13 protein-coding genes are annotated in these 17,588 nt (G+C 57.8%); 8 read left to right on the forward strand and 5 right to left on the reverse strand.

The features are described from left to right. Window positions 1-446 precede the first annotated feature (446 nt). From AC1DIJ_RS00310 to AC1DIJ_RS00320, 3 genes are all read left to right on the forward strand, one after another. The gene (locus AC1DIJ_RS00310; protein WP_112388354.1) at window positions 447-1,979 is read left to right on the forward strand and encodes an aldehyde dehydrogenase (NADP(+)); all 1,533 of its coding nucleotides are present in this window, start codon (window positions 447-449) and stop codon (window positions 1,977-1,979) included. Window positions 1,980-2,040: 61 nt separating this feature from the next. Beyond that, window positions 2,041-2,613, forward strand: a complete 573-nt coding sequence (locus tag AC1DIJ_RS00315) for an NADPH-dependent FMN reductase (protein WP_477831150.1) — start codon at window positions 2,041-2,043, stop codon at window positions 2,611-2,613. A 42-nt stretch (window positions 2,614-2,655) separates the two neighbouring features. Then, entirely contained in the window at window positions 2,656-3,549 is an 894-nt protein-coding gene (locus AC1DIJ_RS00320; RefSeq protein WP_162705990.1) for a helix-turn-helix transcriptional regulator, read from the forward strand. 192 nt (window positions 3,550-3,741) lie between these two features. On the opposite strand, the gene AC1DIJ_RS00325 is transcribed toward AC1DIJ_RS00320, so the two are convergent. The 3 genes from AC1DIJ_RS00325 to AC1DIJ_RS00335 form a co-directional block, all read right to left on the reverse strand. Then, window positions 3,742-5,646 (reverse strand): cation:proton antiporter domain-containing protein, encoded by a 1,905-nt coding sequence (locus AC1DIJ_RS00325; protein ID WP_112388357.1) that lies wholly within the window; start codon window positions 5,644-5,646, stop codon window positions 3,742-3,744. A 3-nt stretch (window positions 5,647-5,649) separates the two neighbouring features. After that, on the reverse strand, window positions 5,650-6,252 hold the full coding sequence (locus AC1DIJ_RS00330) for an NAD(P)H-dependent oxidoreductase (RefSeq protein ID WP_112388358.1): 603 nt from the start codon (window positions 6,250-6,252) through the stop codon (window positions 5,650-5,652). A gap of 179 nt (window positions 6,253-6,431) precedes the next feature. Further along, entirely contained in the window at window positions 6,432-7,277 is an 846-nt protein-coding gene (locus tag AC1DIJ_RS00335; protein ID WP_112388359.1) for an alpha/beta fold hydrolase, read from the reverse strand. A 226-nt stretch (window positions 7,278-7,503) separates the two neighbouring features. Here AC1DIJ_RS00335 and AC1DIJ_RS00340 point away from each other — a divergent pair, with 226 nt between their 5' ends. From AC1DIJ_RS00340 to AC1DIJ_RS00355, 4 genes are all read left to right on the forward strand, one after another. Continuing rightward, window positions 7,504-8,049: an OsmC family protein gene (locus AC1DIJ_RS00340; RefSeq protein ID WP_112388360.1), complete on the forward strand. Its 546-nt coding sequence runs from the start codon at window positions 7,504-7,506 to the stop codon at window positions 8,047-8,049. Between the two features lie 129 nt (window positions 8,050-8,178). Beyond that, on the forward strand, window positions 8,179-8,442 hold the full coding sequence (locus AC1DIJ_RS00345; RefSeq protein ID WP_112388361.1) for a hypothetical protein: 264 nt from the start codon (window positions 8,179-8,181) through the stop codon (window positions 8,440-8,442). A 268-nt stretch (window positions 8,443-8,710) separates the two neighbouring features. Next, a complete protein-coding gene (locus AC1DIJ_RS00350; RefSeq protein WP_112388362.1) occupies window positions 8,711-11,677 on the forward strand; it encodes an AAA family ATPase in 2,967 nt (988 codons plus the stop codon). After that, complete coding sequence (locus AC1DIJ_RS00355; RefSeq protein ID WP_112388363.1) at window positions 11,668-13,266, forward strand: hypothetical protein; 1,599 nt, start codon at window positions 11,668-11,670, stop codon at window positions 13,264-13,266. The genes AC1DIJ_RS00350 and AC1DIJ_RS00355 overlap by 10 nt, the downstream gene beginning before the upstream one ends. A gap of 94 nt (window positions 13,267-13,360) precedes the next feature. Here AC1DIJ_RS00355 and AC1DIJ_RS00360 read toward each other — a convergent pair whose 3' ends face one another. Together AC1DIJ_RS00360 and AC1DIJ_RS00365 are read right to left on the reverse strand one after the other, a co-directional pair. Next, on the reverse strand, window positions 13,361-14,503 hold the full coding sequence (locus AC1DIJ_RS00360) for an HlyD family secretion protein (protein WP_112388364.1): 1,143 nt from the start codon (window positions 14,501-14,503) through the stop codon (window positions 13,361-13,363). Then, complete coding sequence (locus tag AC1DIJ_RS00365) at window positions 14,500-16,257, reverse strand: MFS transporter (protein ID WP_162705991.1); 1,758 nt, start codon at window positions 16,255-16,257, stop codon at window positions 14,500-14,502. Before AC1DIJ_RS00365 ends, AC1DIJ_RS00360 begins: the two co-directional genes overlap by 4 nt. Before the next feature lie 432 nt (window positions 16,258-16,689). On the opposite strand from AC1DIJ_RS00365, the gene AC1DIJ_RS00370 reads away from it, so the two are divergent. Beyond that, on the forward strand, window positions 16,690-17,532 hold the full coding sequence (locus tag AC1DIJ_RS00370) for an alpha/beta fold hydrolase (RefSeq protein WP_477831151.1): 843 nt from the start codon (window positions 16,690-16,692) through the stop codon (window positions 17,530-17,532). Window positions 17,533-17,588 lie beyond the last annotated feature (56 nt).

Genomic DNA, 17,588 nt, shown 5'->3' on the forward strand with positions numbered 1-17,588 from the left:
CGGGAACAGCGGCCACCGCATCTAATGGCGAATGAACGTGACACCACACCAGCTCTGTGATTGAGCCCAAGACCAAAATGTCCAATCGGGCGGATGCCTGAGATGATATGTCGGAGCGATACCATTACTCAGAAGATGGAGTTCGAGACGAATGCGAGAGCGGCCATTTACTTTAATTACCGCGAGGCGTTCGACGGCAAATGGTTCCGTCATTGTGCGAGAGAACTCTGGTCGGCATTGAAATGGATATGCTGCGGCATGCGACCCAAATGCCGTTGAAAGGCTAGCGATAAGCGACTGTCAGCTATGGTAGTTTGGGGACGAGATCGCCAATTTCCGCAATTGCACAGCTGCTATGCAGAACTGATGCAGAAGACACCGTTGCCGTTGAGAAGGTCACTCCCCACGTCGACCTTAGAGCAACAGGAGAATCAAGGAGAACCAAAATGAACATCAAAGGCGAGCTTCTGATCGGCAACGAGTCTTATCGAGGGCGGGGTCAGCCCATTTTCGCGATAGAGCAGGCGACCGGGCAAAGGCTCGGCGACGCATTTCACGGCGCCACCCCGGACGATACCGAAAAGGCTCTGGCCCTCGCGTGGGAAGCGTTTCTAACCTACCGTGAAACCTCCTTTGAACAGCGGGCCACGTTCCTCGAACGCATCGCTGACAACATTTCTGAAATCGGAGACGTGCTGGTGACTACCGCCAGCGCCGAAACCGGGCTTTTGAGAGGCCGCATTGAAGGCGAACGCGCTCGGACCGTGGGTCAGCTTCGGTTGTTCGCGACCGAGGTCCGCGGAGGTCGTTTCCAGGAGTTGCGCTTTGATCCGGCAGACGCTGATCGCAAACCAGTCGCGAAGCCTGACCTGAAGCTTAGGAACGTCCCGCTGGGTCCGGTCGCAGTGTTCGGGTCTTCCAATTTCCCTCTGGCGTTCTCGGTGGCAGGCGGCGATACCGCCTCCGCGCTCGCAGCAGGGTGCCCCGTCGTGGTAAAAGCTCATTCAGCCCACCCCGGCACTTCGGAGCTGGTCGGAAGGGCTGTGCAAAAAGCTGTTGCAGATTCTGGTCTTGCGCCGGGTGTTTTCAGCCTCCTGTTCGACGCCGGGTTCGAGGTGGGCCAAGCGTTGGTTGCCGACGATCGCATCCGAGCCGTTGGATTTACGGGCTCGCGCCGCGGAGGCTTGGCACTGGTCGACATCGCCGCGCGTCGAAAGCGACCGATACCTGTTTACGCGGAGATGAGCAGCATAAATCCGGTGATTATTTTTCCTGCGGCTCTGGAGCATCGCGGGACAGAGATAGCCAAGAGCTTCATTAGCTCCCTCACTCTCGGCGCTGGACAGTTTTGTACCAATCCGGGCCTTGTTCTCGTGATTGAAGGGAGCGGGTTGGACGAGTTTCTCAGCGCGGCTGCATCCCATATAGCTGATGCGGCAGCGCAAACCATGTTGACCGCCGGAATTTGTGATGCGTTCCGACACGGTACCGTCAAGCTTGAAACTAACCCGAGCGTTCAGGTGGTCGGCAGAGGGAAGCCCGGAACGTCACTTGAGGGTCAGGCCGTCCTGTTCGCGACCACAGGTTCTGCGCTTATTGAAGACCTCCAGCTTCAGGAAGAGGTTTTCGGAGCGGCTAGCCTTGTTGTCCGCTGCGCTGATCGCAGCGAACTCGAGCGAGTTCTCGCGTCCTTGGAGGGTCAGCTGACTGTTGCCCTGCACCTTGACGCACCGGACATTGACCTCGCCAAACCACTTATCCCGACTTTGGAAATGCTGGCGGGGCGCTTGCTCGTCAACGGCTTCGGTACTGGCGTCGAAGTGTCGCCAGCAATGGTGCACGGCGGGCCTTATCCGGCGACATCCGACGGCAGGTCCAGCTCAGTTGGCACAATGGCCATTTATCGCTTTCTGCGACCCGTTTCTTATCAGGACTTTCCTGCTGCGCTGGCGCCATCTGCATTCGACAACCGAAAATGAGCGCGCAGGAAAACAGGGCAGACAGACTATCAACGCTTAACCAACCAATGAAAGGGATAAAATGACACTCAAACTCAACGTCATTATTGGTAGCACTCGCCCCGGCCGCGGAGGTCCCTCGGTGGCAAACTGGGTTTTCGAGACAGCCAAATCGGACGGGAACTTCGATGTGGAGCTTGTCGATCTTGCGGATTTCGGGCTTCCGATCCTGGACGAACCCGCTCACCCCGCAATGCAGAAATACGAGCACGAGCACACGAAGCGCTGGAGTGCGAGCGTCGCATCGGCGGACGCGTTTCTGTTCGTTACGCCGGAATACGACTATTTCGTCCCCGCATCGCTAGTGAACGCAATCCAATACCTTTTCCACGAATGGAAATACAAGCCTGCCGCGATTGTCAGCTACGGAGGCGTCTCGGGCGGACTGAGGAGTTCGCAGGAGCTACGGCAGTTGCTTGGCAACAAAAACGTGATGGCAATCAATCAACCAGTGCCAGTGCCGTTCTACAACAAGCAGATCGGTGATGACGGTTTGTTCGTTCCGAACGAGGCCATCGAAACTGGTACGACTACGCTTCTGAGCGAACTGCATAAATGGGCGGTTGCACTGAAAACAATGCGCGAGTCGAATTGAACAAGCGATCAGATGCGCATCGCTGACATGCGCATCTGATCGGTGGCTTTCAGCCCGATGTTTCAAATGCCTTCGGTTTTCGTAAAAGGACCAAGGGTTGTCTGCCTGCGAGTAAGCAAATTCAGCCTTCCAACCGCCGAAGGCTGTAACGTACAAGACCTTTTCCCCAACCGCACCGTATTCATCGGTCCGATCTATGATGCTCGGAGAAAGCGCCATCGGCGCTCTGTATTGAGGGGAAAAATGTTACATCAGCGGTTTTCGGTCGAAGTTGGGCGGTCGAGAGGCGATGCGCGCCTGCTGGAGTTTTCGCTGCAAATTGAGGGAGTGCTTAGGAGACATGGCCTGTCTTTCTATATGGTTTGCGACTTCCCGACTGTGAACCGCCCAAACTTCAACGAAAATATTACAGCGACAAACTGGCCGCATTCGCTTCTCAAGCAGAACGAGACCGGGGGGTTGCTACTCGATGAAGGCCTCATCGCAAACTTGAGAGCAAGCATCATGCCAGTACTCTCCAATCACCCTCCATTCCCGTCCGCGCAAACGAGGTGCGAGCTCGTGGGATTGTACGTTTGCGAGCGCTTCAAAGACACCATCGCGATATCGCTTCACGACGCCAATCGTCAGCATCATGCAATCATTCTCTCCGGTCCTGAACCTGTAAATCAAAGCAATGTCGCGTCGCTCGTTCTACAACTAATGGAAGCGCTGGACCAATATGCACAAAAGGCGGAACGTCAAAAACTGCTGACCATGCGAGAGGTGGAATGCCTCGCGTGGTCGGCCGCGGGCAAGAGCAGCGATGAAACAGCTATCATTCTCGACCTGTCCAGTCACACCGTAACCGGTTACCTGAAGACAGCGATGCAAAAATTGGAAGCCGTCACCAGAACGCAAGCGGTCGCCGCAGCTGTAAAAATGGGTCTCATCTAGGCGTTGAAGCTATCTGGATTTCAATTAGCGGCTTCTCTGCTCTCTGTCTTCCTGTCCCGAGGCGCAAATCTGCCGTTGCCGCGAACGTGTTCGCGTGAAGTGATTGACTAAAGTTTGGCGGCCAGCGCTTAGTTAGGAAAATCTTCGTTGATCTTCGAACTCGCTTTCAACCATTCGTGACGAATACCCCAGCTACTGATCTCGGCCCAACGAATTGGTTCTCGGCACATGGATGGTGGCTTCACTCGAAGCGTTCCATCCCCGCGATACAATATCGTCGTACTCCGCTCGATATCCCATCATGGCATTCTCGATAACCTTCCCGATATCGTTGAAGCCTGCAATGAATTCCGGGTTGTTGATCGCGGGTGTGTCGTCGTTAACGACCGACGCCATGCGGTTAAGGCCTGCCAGGTCCTGTTCGACAAAAACCGCTTTCCGCTTCTCAACCTCATATGGATGCATCCCAAGAGACTGCAGGGCCATGCCCGCTGCCTGCACCGAGCCTTCGAAAAGCTCGCGCACGATATGGTCCGCACCTGCGTCAAGCAGCTTATAGTGATGGAGGCGGTCATATGCCCGGACAATGATCTGGATGCCGGGATTAGCAAGGCGCGCGTGAGTGACAATTTCCGTAGCGCGATCCGGATCGTCGATCGCCACCACAAGCACAGCTGCCTTGGCTAGCCCTGCTGATTCCAAGAGATCTGGACGTCCGGCGTCGCCGAAGAACGACTTCACGCCGAACTTGCGCACGTTGTCGACCACGTCCGCCCGATAGTCGAGCACGACAGGCTTGTATCCATTGGCAAGTAGCATGCGGTTTATGATCTGCCCAAAGCGCCCTACCCCGGCCAGGATTATCGTTCCCTGCTCCGGTTGATCGGCGTCTCGTCCGTCTTTCCCGTTGTTCGCGAGCATGATCGCGACGCGATCGCTGAGCATGAAAAGGAGTGGAGTGAGGACCATTCCGAAGGTGATGACCAATACGGATACCGAGGCCGTTTCCGTCGATAGAAGACCTCGATCTCCGCCAATGGATAGCAGGACGAAGCCGAACTCTCCGGCCTGGGCAAGCCCAAGCGCGAACAGCCATTTGGCCGCGCCCCGCAACCGGAAGAACCAGGCCAGCGGAATAAGGACGAGAATCTTGATAACGATCAGCCCAAGCGTGGCGACGACGACCGTAGCCCAGTTTGCCAGCAACACCCCCGGATCGATCTTCGCGCCAATAGTCATGAAAAAGAGGCCTAGCAGCAGCCCCTTGAAGGGTTCGATATCGTTCTGGAGCTCGTGCTTGAATTCGCTGTTTGCTAGGACGACGCCACCTAGAAACGCCCCGAGAGCTGGAGAAAGTCCAACAGCGGACATGAGGACGGTAATACCGACAACTACCAGAAGTGCGGCGGCGGTGAAAACCTCTCGATGGCCGAGGAGTGCGATCGTCCTGAAGATGGGCCTCGAGAGGAAATGGGCAGCGGCAACCACTGATCCGACAGCTGCCAAGGTGACGATCGCCGATGCCCAACCAGGCAGGTTCTCCATTAGCGCGGCGCCGCCGTGTCCGGACGACACACCATGACCGCTTCCCGCGATCAACGGAAGACAGGCGAGCATTGGGATAACCGCAAGGTCCTGAAAAAGGAGCACAGCGAAACTCGCCTGACCTCCGTCGGATTTGAGCAAGCCCTTTTCCTCAAGTGTCTGCAGTACGATTGCCGTGGAGGAGAGAGACGCGACAAAACCGAAAAGCAGGCCCTGCTGCCAGCTAAAACCGAGGATAATCCCGACTGCTGTCGCTGCAGCGACTGTCGCGAGAACCTGCAGACCGCCGAGGCCCAATAGTTTCCCCCTGAGACGCCATACCATCTGGGGGTCGATCTCGAGGCCGATGAGAAACAACATCATGACGATGCCGAATTCGGAAAACTGTTCGAGATAGTTCGACCCCGCCATAGAAACCTGGAAAACAGGGCCAACAAGAACGCCTGCGGCGATGTAACCCACAACCGACCCGAGGCCAACGCGTTGCGAGACAATGACCGCAACGACGGCGGCGGCGAGATAGCACAGTGCATAGAAAGCCAAGCCGTCCACTTTTCAGCTCCTTACCAGGTCAGAGAGATCGAAGCTGTTGAAGGTCTTCAGCTGACGTACACCTGCAAGATCGAAACGGTCATCGCGCAGCGCGACAAGAAGCTGGGGGTATGCCCCGATGTGATGCTGCGCACTGATGTTATCGATATGATTGGCTGAATGGAGGACAAACGGCGGAAGGTGGTCCATGCCGCAAAGCGTAGCCGTCTGTTCCAATGGATACAGAAAGTGCCAGATTTCTCGACGATTGCCTCCATCTTCGGAGTAGTCAGCACGGCTGCCGCCTGTAGTGACACAAGGCAGTGTGAGCTTTCCAGCCAGTCTTTTTCCCTGCGGCCCATATGCGAAGTTGTACTCGAGGACGAGGTCCTGCCACTGTTTGAGCAGAGCGGGTGTCGAATACCAGAACACGGGAAACTGAAAAACAATGACGTCATGTTCGATGAGGCGGCGTTGCTCCCGATCGACGTCGATCGAGAAACGTGGATACTCCGCGTACAGATCGACGAAGGTCACCCCTTCCAAGTGCCTTGCGCCATCTGCCATGGCCACGTTGATGCTGGATTTCCGCTGCGCCGGATGCGCGAACAGAACTAAGACTCTCATTGCGTTTGTTTCCCCTCGAAACGGTCGATTGAGCCGCTTGGCGCGGCAGCCTAGCGTGTTTAAGGCGTCGTTTTCTCATAGAGAGACGATGGGTTATTGCAGGATCGCGTTTCCATCGATCAGCATCGCCAGTTCCGTGCAAAGCGCCTGTCGCCCGTCTGCCGCGATAGATGCAGAATTTAGCTCTGGCTAAGATCCTTGTATGCACCCTCGATCCAGTTCCGGACTTCCAAACCATACGCTGTTGCCGCGTCCTCCCATATCAAATGACCTCCATCCAGAAGCACTTCGCGGCAGCGCGGAATGTTGTCTACGAGAAGCCGGCCGTTGGCAGGCGGTACAAGCGGGTCGCGGAGACCCGCGAGGACGAGAACCGGTGCTTCTATTGTCGGCAGCAATCCTCCGAGAAGTGGCAGTTCCCCCGGATAGGCGCGAACGAAGTTTGTCGCTTGTTCAAAGCGCCCGGCAGCCGACGAATGCCAGTAGTCTTCCATCACGGACGGCGGAACGGGCTTTCTCGCCGATTGCGATACAAAGCCAATGGCAAGTTCGCCGCCCTCGAAATCCGAGAACGCTCCAGCAGGGGACGCGATCAGGTCGACAAGTGAGCCCGAAGCCAGATCGACCCTCGTTGCTCCACTGCCTACGATCAGGCTCTCGAATAGATCCGGGCGCTCCGCACTCGCGAAAAGCATCGCAGGGGTTCCTACGTCAGGGCCCACACCATGCATTCTCTCGATTCCGAGCTGCTCGGCGGCGCTCACGATGAAACGCGCCATCCCGCTCGGCGACATCAAGTCCGAACGCCCTTGTGACATTCCAAAACCGGGCAGGTCGATAGCTACGTAAGGTGCAACATCTCCGATGAGAGGGAGCACATCTCTGAAAGAGTAGATGCTCTCGGGCCAAGGGCTAGACAGCAAAACGGGGATACCATTGGAACGTCCGCCCGTCGCCAAGCGCACGTTGACGCCATCGATCTCAAGGTAAGAAATTTCTCCGATATCGGGTAGCACGCTCGGCATGTCACTATCTCCAGTCGCTGGGGTGGGATGCGGAGTGCGCCCGTTGCCCCAGCAATGCGGTAATGTCGCGAGTTCTCCGCTATTTGGATTGTTTGATCGTGCGATCGCCGATGCGGTTTGCCAGGCTGCTATCCTACAATAAGCAAGGAGCCTCCGCGGTCCATATTCGCCTCGTGCAGGAAAGGTGTGATGACACATTCAATCCGAAAAGATCGAGGAAACCGCCATGTCGAGTAACCAGAAGAAGACAATCAAGACCTACCTTCGACCGATTGACCGCGATGGTTTGCTTGCCTTTGCAGAGCGCGGTCGAGCGAATCCGGACCGTCGAGGAACGAATCTGGTTCATACCGTTTGCGAGGGACAATATCGCACTCTCAGCTACGTAGCCGATCATGATCCTGTCGTCGTGGACGAGCCGCTACATCTCTTCGGTCAGGATACTGCACCCGCACCGGGAGAGATCGCCTTGTCCGGCCTCGGCGGCTGCCTTGCCGTCGGCATCACGGCGGTCGCGACCTTCAGGCACGTCAGGCTTTCGCGCCTAGAGCTGCATATCGAAGGCGATGTAGGAAATTCCGCCGCATGGGGTGCTGGTGGAGCTGCGCGCGCCCCCCTCCAGATGGGGTTTCAGGCTATCCGCGTGAAGGTGGATATCGAGGGCGACGCACCCCGCGAAGAGCTTGATGAGATCGTGCGTCAGGCGAACTACTTTTCGCCAGTAGCCAATTCGATGCGCAACCCGATCCCGCTTGACGTTTCGCTCTCCTAGAACTGTCAAATGGCCGCACTTCCGTCACTCCAGGAAGGATGCTGAACTGTCCGTCGCCACAGGCATGGCGTCAGCTATCACTCCCCTCTGGACACGTTGTGCGATCGACCAGAGCCAACAGGTGAAAAAATGGCACTCAAGTTCTCTCGGACGTCGTGCGTGTTCAAGCAAGTTCCAGTCGGACCACTGAGAGTGGTCTCCGGCAAACGCGAAATGCAGGCTGCGAACGACAATGTTTTCGTAAGCTCTCCCAGTGTCGCGGCTCACGACAGCCCCTCGCTGGCCGATGTCGGCCCGATTTTCGCGCTCATGGCGATTTCAGGCGGAACTTTCTACCTGATCTCCAGTGTTCTCATCGGATATCTCAAGTCGTTCCCAATAATTTACCCGTAACGTGCGTCAAAGAGACCGGGGACTTCTTGCATCTCTGGCGCGGATGAAACTGCCGCAGGCAACAGCATTTCCTGCGACGATACCCCAACTGGAATTTGGTTTGCTCGATCGACGTCTCCGCGAATTCCCGAGCGTGGGGACGCCCATCGGACTTGTGGATAATCAATGATTTACACAACGGGAGCGCGTCTTGCATGTCGCCATTTTACCCGCTTTGATATATCCAAATTGTCTTACGATTGCATGTCTTTGAGGGGCGGCCTGGTAGATGTCTGACAATGCTTTTAAGTTTCTTCTTCAGGAAGATAGCCAGCCTTACTTTCCCTCCCGATGTTACATCGTCGCGGACCCGGCTGCAGCAGAAAAGGATCAGTGGTCAGTAGAACTCGAGGAGCCTGTAGGCCAACGGTGGGTCCATCGCATCGACGACATAAAGGATTGGATGCTGCACGGGGAAAAAGACACCCGTCAAATGATCTTTGATCGAAGCGACCGCTTTACGCCCTTTCGAACACTTAATCGCGACGAGGTGTTCAGGGCTTACCTCAGGAAGATTCTGGATCGCCTGCCGCCTGAGTACCAGTCGCACCGCAGGCACGCGCTCATGCCTTCGATCGCGGATGAAAAGACTCGCACCCGATATAAAGAAGCAGTCGAAGCGGCAATACCGGGCATCACCCTGCTGCCCGAGCCGGAGATGGTGGCGGAATACTTTCGCTTGGTGAAAGGCACGCTCGAACTGGAAGAGCGTAGAAACAACGTCATCCTGGTGGTCGATGTCGGCGCTTCGACTGCCAACATGACACTTATCGTAAGTCGACGTGACCAGAAGATCGTTTCGGTTGGAAAGAAGGGCAGCCAACGCGACCTCCGGCTGCGAGCGCTTAGGGGGGACAGCGTCGGAAATGCGGGGCGTTGGGTAGATGTCCGTCTCGCGGAGATGCTTGGGATGCCCGAGACCGCGGAGGCGTTGCGCGCGGTCGAGAGTGCCAAGATAAAGGTTAGCCTCAGCGGAAAGTCGACCACGTTTGAAGGCGGCACCACTACTAAGCCCTCCTCGTTGACCAAGAAGGCGTTGTCGTCCGTTTCGAAGGAATTGTGGTTTCATCTTCGGCCGCTTTTCGAGAAGCTATGCGAAAGGCTGTACGAAAACCAGACCTCTTCTATCGAAGCAAAGCGGCTGAGCGCGGATCGAATGGAGGAGTTGGGCGTCAAGTCACCTCAGGAGGCCTATCGCCTGATCGATACGGTTCTCCTCGCAGGCGGCACAAGCCTTTTGCCGGGTTTCGACGAGGCGATGATGGAAACGCTCTTCCCCGAGGGCGAGCAACCCAAGGTCCTCAAGGTGGGTAGTTCCTTTGCGATTGCCGCGGCAGCCGGAGGGCTCGCCCACATCCTTCAGAACTACGACCCTCCCAGGCTTCGTAGCCGCCGAGCAGACAACACTGAGGTTCGATCCGCCCCCCTTGAGTCCACGCTTCCAGACTCCCTCCTTCTCGGCATCAAACAGCCTGGCGAACGGGAGCAGCGTATAGTGGTGCTGGATGCGAACGATCCGTTCGTGGACGACGGCGGTGTTAGGGCCATCGAAGGACTGCCAGCCCTTGCAGCGGGCTCTCACCCGAAAATGCGCTTGGTTCCTGGTTTGGGTGCCGGGTTGTCGGCGCGCCAAGGACGTCCGTTCAAAGCCATGGACGTGAGACAGTCACCCGGGAAAATGTCCTTGAAGTGGGACCCCGACGAGGAAAAGGCCTTTGTCGTTTCAGACCAGATCGACGGTGTCGCGTACCTCTGGATCGAGGGAAAGGATTTCCGCAAACGCTCGGAACCCGCGCTGGAACCGTTTGAAGGCGAACTAGAGACAGGTGACCTCGCCATTGATGGCGCGGACGATGTTATCCTAGATCTCGGGATGTCCAAGATCGTCGTGATGACCGCCCAGCGCGGCAGGACCTCAGCCAACGAACTCGAACGTCTGATGCGCGATGGCATCGGAACGGTTTCGGGCGACGATGCGGCCCCGGGGGCCGTCACCGTGTCCACATCGGAACTTGTGGATTCAATTGACGATCAACCACTCGCGGCACCCCGGGAGGAAGCGGCTGAGCGACATGAAGAGCACGTCGAGGTAGCTACAGACCACGATATTGCTCGGCGGCAAGATGCCGCCTCTCCTCTGTTCCCCCAAGCCGCTCCCAAGAAAGCGGTCGCCCCAATAAGCGGGGTGAGTCGCGCCGAAAACGTTTATCACGACTGGGGAAACCGGGTCCCGGAGACCGTTTTTTCCAACTCCCTGCTGGCCCTCAAGGAAGCAGTGATCCGAAATACGCCGACGTTTCACTTCGACGACGTCGTCGTAACGTTGCTCGCGATGTCCGTTCGACCAGTCGTCCTGCTCGCCGGTCCTCCCGGTTGCGGGAAGTCATCTTTGGTGCGGATGATCGCTCGCATGCTAGGCACGACGCGCGGCCAGACTTTCCACGAGATCGCTGTCCAGGCGCACTGGGAAGACGACAGCGTCTTGTTCGGCGAATCCGGCCTACTTCGCCCTATGCTCGGAAAGACGTCGAACCAGCACCTGGTCCTCTTCGACGAGTTCAACCTGACCCGGCCCGAATACTACCTTTCACGCTTCTTCCACGCTTTGGACGGGGGGCATGGGCATATCGATAACGGACTGAGCATCGCACCGTGCCGAATACTCGGGACGATGAACGTCGATGACTTTTCCCGACCTCCGTCGCCTAAGGTCATTGACCGCTGCTTTCTCCTGGAGCTTTCCCAAATTCCGTGGGACACAGAGTCGGACGGGATGGTGGACTTGGAAGATATCGATCCGCTGCCCGGTCTCCCGGTCGTGAGCCATGGCGGAGCTGGCAAAGATGAGCGCGTCGAGAACATCCTCAACGCACTTCATGTCGCGGTTCATGAGCATGGTCTTCGCCATGATCTGCTTCCTTCCCGCCGAGTGCTAGGCGACATCAGGGCTATGCTCAATCTACATCATCAACTGGATCTGCAGGCCAAAGGCTTGCTGGACCGCGGTGAGCTAGTGGACCGGATCGTCGCAAGCCGCATTCTCGTGAAGCTGTCCGGCGCCATTGATCAGGTGCTGCCCGCTCTGGACGCGCTGGAAAGGGCGTCCACCGGACTGGACGAATTGGTGAGAACAAAGGCTCGTTTGAAGCTTGCTCGACATCAGGCGCGTCTCGGGTTCGTGTCACCTTGGCAGTAGAGGCTTCATCAATTATCGCAGTTCGGGTTGCGGACGCCGATGGAGCGTACAAGGAGCTTCCGTGGAATCCAGCGACCAGATATCTGATCCGCGACGACAAGCCCTTCCTTGATGTCCTCGTTCGGGGGCCGCTCCTCAATGCCAAAGTTGACCTCAAAGACGAATCGAAACTCCGAGACTTGAAGGAGAGCCGGGAAGGAGGGGCACGGTGGCAGAGATGGGACCTCGAAACCTACCTCGCGAGATTCCGCCGTTTCGGAGAGATCAACCTTGACCTCAAGGTTCCGAAAAACTCGGCTCTACGCTGCTACATAATACCGACCGCATTGCTCGACCTCCGGGATGTCATAGCCATGGTCGAGGACATCGAAAGCGAACTTGGAATAGTTGCGGCATGGGATGTCGACAATCCAAAGCCTGAGAGATCATGGAGCCGGGGAACCGATCGGAGAGGTTCGATCACTGCCCTCGAACTCATCCGGGAAGCGACCGAAGAGCTTGCTACGGCTAAGTTACTCCGACGAGAACCTTTTATGGAGCTTGGGCCTCGCTCCAGACGAAACTTGCCTCTTCCGGAAAACGCGGTCGTGTCGCACTGGGCAGCGAGGAGATGCGCCCAGCTGAGGGATTGCGCGGCTGTGTGCATGGCAGAGATCCGGTCGCTGGAAGAAAGGGCGACACGTGGACACGCTGAAAGGCGGAGAGAGCGTATCGAGGACAGGCTCTCAACGCTGATCTCGGTAAAGACAGAGCTAGAAGATCTCTCCAGTATCATCGCGCGGTTCGGCAACGACTCCTCGGAGCTCAACACCCTCGTTTACCCTACGCCCCTGTTTCACCGTGACCATCGCCTCCGGCTGCTTTTGCGCGCGTTTTCTCCACTGATGTCGGAGGCCATCGCTGAATCCGAGGCACTGCGATCACGCTATCCCCCGATCCTCCTTACGAAGCTGTGGGAATTCTGGGGAGCAGTCTGGCTTGTGAAGGTGTTCCGCGAGCTTGGGTTCACCGGACATTGCGTTACGGAGCCCCAAAAAGCCCCGGACGCATGTTCCTGGCGTCTCCGGAAAGGGAACGTCCAAATCGAACTCGATTTTGAGGCAGAACCGAACTACGTAGATTACTCTAGGATCCCACCTCCGCACGAGCGAGCTGTGCCCGTCCTGGAATGGGCGGCGCTGAACCAGGAAATGGATCTGGAACGTCCGTTCTTGGGCCTGGAAGAGAAGTGCTCTCCAGACTACCTGCTCCGGATAACAGTCGGGGACGAGCGTATCTTCGTTGTGGGCGACGCCACCCTCGCTAGCGCAGAGCATCATAGCAAGGACCCCAAGCCAAAAACGGTCGAAAAGTATCGCCGTACACTCGGTTGGTCGGTCGATGGCCGGATAGTAAGGTGCCACCCGATGGGAGGATTTGTCATTTTCCCTCCCCCAACAGAATCATGGAAAGAGTTCGAAGTCCTTCCCGGAGCGGCCGACTGCGTGATCCTTGCGCCCGGACCGAGAGATGCAGAGATGGCGAGGCAACGGCTGCTCGGTTTACTGGATGCTGTATCGCCAAACTTCAAGGCCAATTCGGCCACTTAGCAGCCGAGCCCGGGGGGGGCCGTAGTGCGCCCGCCGATGAGGATCGCCCGGAGCGGGATTCTTCGTGCTCAGCCCCCAGTCGTAGACCGCGATTTCAGTGGCTCTCCGCCTTCCTCGAACTCTGGCGGTTCGTATCGACGTGCGCTTCAACCGACATTCCCGGCCCGAGCCTATCGAGATCGGGTTGGCCGGGATCGATTTTGATGCGCACCGCAATGCGCTGCGGGATCTTAGTGAAATTGCCGATCGCATTGTCGGTGCGAAGGACTGAAAACTCGGAACCCGCCGCCGGCGAAATGTCCTCGACAGTACCCTCGAAACGCACCCCATCGAGTGCGTCGACAAAAAACAATGCGCGCTGCCCGGGACGGATCGCACCCAATTGCGCTTCCTTGAAATTGGCGACCACCCAGCGGGTCTTTGGGACGAGGAACATCAGCTGGGCACCGCTTGTGACAAATTGCCCTCGCCGCACCGTTACGTCGCTCAGCTTCCCGTCTTCTGGAGCCGTGACGACAGTATATCCTAGATTGATTTCTGCGAGCTGGAGCTTTGCCTGGGCGCTTTCCACATCGGCTTTGAGCGAGCCCTCGTTGACAGTCGCCGCCTTGAGAGCCTGTTCAGCGTTGCCGCGACCCGCACTTGCTTCCTGAACTTCTGCCGAAGCGACGTCCCGCGCCGCCCGCGTGGCGTCTTCCGCGCTGACTGGACCTGAACCCCGAGCCGCCAGATTGGCGGCCCTCCTAAAATCAGCCTCTGCCTTCACGAGCTGCGCTTTGGCGCTGGCGGTTTTGGCGTCCGCGGTCAGGATGTCCAACTTCCGTTGCGCGATGGCCTGCTGGTTGTTCGCCAGGTTCGATTCCGCGATGTCCAGATCGGCACGGGCGGCCGCGACCTGCGCTCGGTAGATGCGATCGTCGATGCGCAGCAGCACATCGCCCTGCCTGATGTCAGCGTAGTCCTTTACTCCGATCGCCTCAATGTATCCCGTCACTTGAGGACTTATGACCGTGGTCCAGCCTCGGACGTAGGCATTGTCTGTCTTGACGACAGCCGTCGAGAACGGAGGCAGTTGCCAGGTAGCCAGTATGACCGCCATGCCTGCGGCCACGAGGCACGCAGCGAAGGCCTTTGTCAGTACGCTGCTTGTCTTGGGTTGCCACGGCAAAGTCGCCGTCGGGACTTGATCGACCACGGCTGAGGTTGCGGCGGTGGGAATCGGGGAAACCGCATTCATGGTTGCTTGCTCCGATATTGCTTGAGGAGATTGATGGAGATGATCGCGCCTAGCGCGGCGGCTCCGGCCGATGAGGCCAACGAAATCGCGGTGAAAACGTCGATGTATCCCGCCACGCGAGCGTAAAGCGATATCTGTTGAGATAGCGCGGCTACGCCTTCGGCTGACCTTGCGACGGGATCCGCGATGACAGGAGAGTACCGCGCGGAAAGGGATGCTATCAGCGCGGCGACGTCGGGGGCTGACCTTTCCACCTGCGCGGCATAAGTCCTGAGGTGATATTGCTGGGCGTGGAATAGATAGGTCTGCGTGAACGCGTTCCCGGCCAAGGTTCCTACCGATTGGGTGGCGTTGAAAAGTGCGATGAAGCTAGTCATCCGCACGCCACCCTCGGCGAGAACTCTTCCAAGTCCGAAGATGAAAAGCGGACCGATGAAGAGCGTCCCAGCGAACGCCACAAGCGGTTGGCTGACAAGCAGTTCCGGAACGCGGGTGGAGACGCTCGCCCCGGCATCTATGTATGACGCGACGGCGACAAGCATCAGTGAAGCCAGGACCATGTAAGGGAGCCGCGTAGGCGACACGGTAAGCGCGGCCATTCCGAGCCCGAGCATGGACCCGACAAGAATGGCGCCTGTGAGCGGCCGGATATCGTCGTTCGTGAGGCCGAAATCACGCAGCATCGTCATTACGCCAACGGTCTGCTCGGACTGGAGGAACCTGCAGAGCACTGCGAACGCCGCCAACCGGAGGAATGCCCCGGCCGAGAGCCACTTCACGTCGATGAGAGGACGCTTCCGGTTGGTTTCAATCCAGGCAAAGAGCGCGAAGCACGGGATACTGGCTGCCAAAGCCCATCCAATCCACGAGACGTTGGTCCACCAAAGATAACTCCCGAGCCCCATTGCCGATCCGAACATGACGAAACCGACGGCGTAGAGCGAGAAACTGACAGCGTCGAGCGGCTCGAAGGTCTTCGACCTGACGCTCGGAGGCAGCCGGACGATCGATACGATACCGAGAATGACGAGGGACAGTCCAAGCTCCAGTAGATAGAGCCCGTTCCAGTTCCCCAAAGCCAAAAGGTCCTTCGGTATGAGCCAGGCTATCGGGAGGGAGAGTTGCGGTGTCCCCAGCCCGAGGCATACCGCCCTGAGCCTGTGTTTCGCGGGGAATGCCTGGATCATGTAGAATACGCCGAGTGTCGTCAGCGCCGACGCCGATATCCCGCTTGCTGCTCGGACCAGGATAGCCCCAGTGAGACCCTGCACGAAAAGGTGGGACGTTATGAGCAGCGCCTGCAATGTCAGGAATATCATGCAAAAGGATCGCACGCCGAATTCCTGACGATACTTCACCAACACGCAGCCTGTGACGGCGTTGGTCACGAGGTATGCTGCCGGAAGCCATGCGACCTCGCTGATATCCACTCCCAGAGAACCTTGGAGGAATGGCAGGTTCGCCGCGACGATGGCGTTACCCAACGCTCCGGTAATTCCAACGAGAACCGAGGTGATGGCGTAGATGATACGACGTCCGGTAGGATGGTCTGGAAACCCCGGAGCGCCTGGTAGCGCCGGACGCTGCCCTTCAGGGTACTCGAAGTGCTCGTCGTCCTGGTAGAAGTGCTGTCTGGTGGCGACGACATCTGTCCTAGCGCTTCCTCTGTTCAGCTTCCAGTGGACGATTCCCACGACGACCCGCCTTTCCGGTCTCTTTACGTCCCGCAGGAAAACCGCGGGACCGAAGAACATCGGCCGTGGCTCCAAGCCGAAGGCCATTATCGGTAGGCGTAGCGGCTATATTGAACGATCCCACCTCAGCAGTGCGTCGCTTGGTCCATCTGACGGGACGTCGAGCTCAATGTTCCGGGTGAAGACGCGGAGCTCCGGGATTGCCGCGGGAGGCTTTCAATCTCGCTGCCAGGTCAGCAACACCATCCTGAGATGGAGTTTTCCTGCGCCTCGAACGGGTAGTGCGCGATCCTACAATAATCACCGCAAGGTCGCCCATAAGTTCCTGGTGCATGCCGAGACCGGCACGAATAAATGGAGCGACTCGTGACCTACGAACTTTCCCGCCGACAGACACTCATTGCAGGGGCAGCCGTCTCTTTTTCCATGTTTGTGCCGGGCGCAGACGCAGCCGACAAAAAGAGCAACGCATCAATCGAAGGAGAATTCGAAATGACCGAAGCATTCGTAAAGACCAAAGAAGGCGTCGAGCTGTACTACAAGGACTGGGGTCCCAAGGACGCCCAGCCGATCGTCTTCCATCACGGCTGGCCGCTGTCCTCGGACGACTGGGACACTCAGATGCTGTTCTTCCTTGCCAACGGCTATCGCGTTATCGCCCATGACCGTCGCGGCCATGGCCGCTCCTCTCAGGTCGCCGACGGCCACACGATCGAGCAGTATGCCGCGGACGCCAACGCCGTTTACGAACACCTGAACCTCAAGAACGCGGTGCACATCGGTCATTCCACGGGCGGCGGCGAAGTCGCTCGCTACGTGGCGAAATACGGCGAACCGCAGAAGCGCGTGGCCAAGGCAGTACTCGTCAGCGCGATCCCGCCGCTGATGCTCAAGACCGAGTCCAATCCCGGTGGCCTACCGATCGAAGTCTTCGACGGCCTCCGCAACGCCCTCGCCGCCAACCGCGCCCAGTTCTTCCTCGACCTGCCGACTGGCCCGTTCTACGGCTTCAACCGTCCGGGTGCCACGATTTCCCAGGGCACTATCCAGAATTGGTGGCGTCAGGGCATGACGGGCGGCGCAAAAGCCCACTATGACGGCATCAAGGCGTTCTCCGAGACCGACCAGACCGAAGATCTCAAGAAGATCACCGTGCCGACGCTGGTCATGCACGGCGACGACGACCAGATCGTCCCGATCGACGACGCGGCACGTCTGTCCGTCAAGCTCCTCAAGAACGGCACCCTCAAGGTATATCCAGGCTATCCGCACGGTATGCTGACGACCCACGCGGACGTCATCAACCCGGATCTTCTGGCGTTCATTAGAAGCTGACACTCGACCGTGACCAGAACTTGGCCACGCGGGGTAGACCCGCGTGGCCAAGCGCC

Source organism: Rhizobium sp. 10N427, assembly GCF_056394605.1.

What these genes read in the sequence shown, in the direction of transcription:
- AC1DIJ_RS00315 (WP_477831150.1), top strand. Translation starts at nt 2,041, where the DNA reads ATGACACTCAAACTCAACGTCATTATTGGTAGCACTCGCCCCGGCCGC.
- AC1DIJ_RS00345 (WP_112388361.1), top strand. Translation starts at nt 8,179, where the DNA reads ATGGCACTCAAGTTCTCTCGGACGTCGTGCGTGTTCAAGCAAGTTCCA.
- AC1DIJ_RS00365 (WP_162705991.1), bottom strand. Translation starts at nt 16,257, where the DNA reads ATGTTCTTCGGTCCCGCGGTTTTCCTGCGGGACGTAAAGAGACCGGAA.
- AC1DIJ_RS00330 (WP_112388358.1), bottom strand. Translation starts at nt 6,252, where the DNA reads ATGAGAGTCTTAGTTCTGTTCGCGCATCCGGCGCAGCGGAAATCCAGC.
- AC1DIJ_RS00340 (WP_112388360.1), top strand. Translation starts at nt 7,504, where the DNA reads ATGTCGAGTAACCAGAAGAAGACAATCAAGACCTACCTTCGACCGATT.
- AC1DIJ_RS00360 (WP_112388364.1), bottom strand. Translation starts at nt 14,503, where the DNA reads ATGAATGCGGTTTCCCCGATTCCCACCGCCGCAACCTCAGCCGTGGTC.
- AC1DIJ_RS00335 (WP_112388359.1), bottom strand. Translation starts at nt 7,277, where the DNA reads ATGCCGAGCGTGCTACCCGATATCGGAGAAATTTCTTACCTTGAGATC.
- AC1DIJ_RS00350 (WP_112388362.1), top strand. Translation starts at nt 8,711, where the DNA reads ATGTCTGACAATGCTTTTAAGTTTCTTCTTCAGGAAGATAGCCAGCCT.
- AC1DIJ_RS00370 (WP_477831151.1), top strand. Translation starts at nt 16,690, where the DNA reads ATGACCGAAGCATTCGTAAAGACCAAAGAAGGCGTCGAGCTGTACTAC.
- AC1DIJ_RS00310 (WP_112388354.1), top strand. Translation starts at nt 447, where the DNA reads ATGAACATCAAAGGCGAGCTTCTGATCGGCAACGAGTCTTATCGAGGG.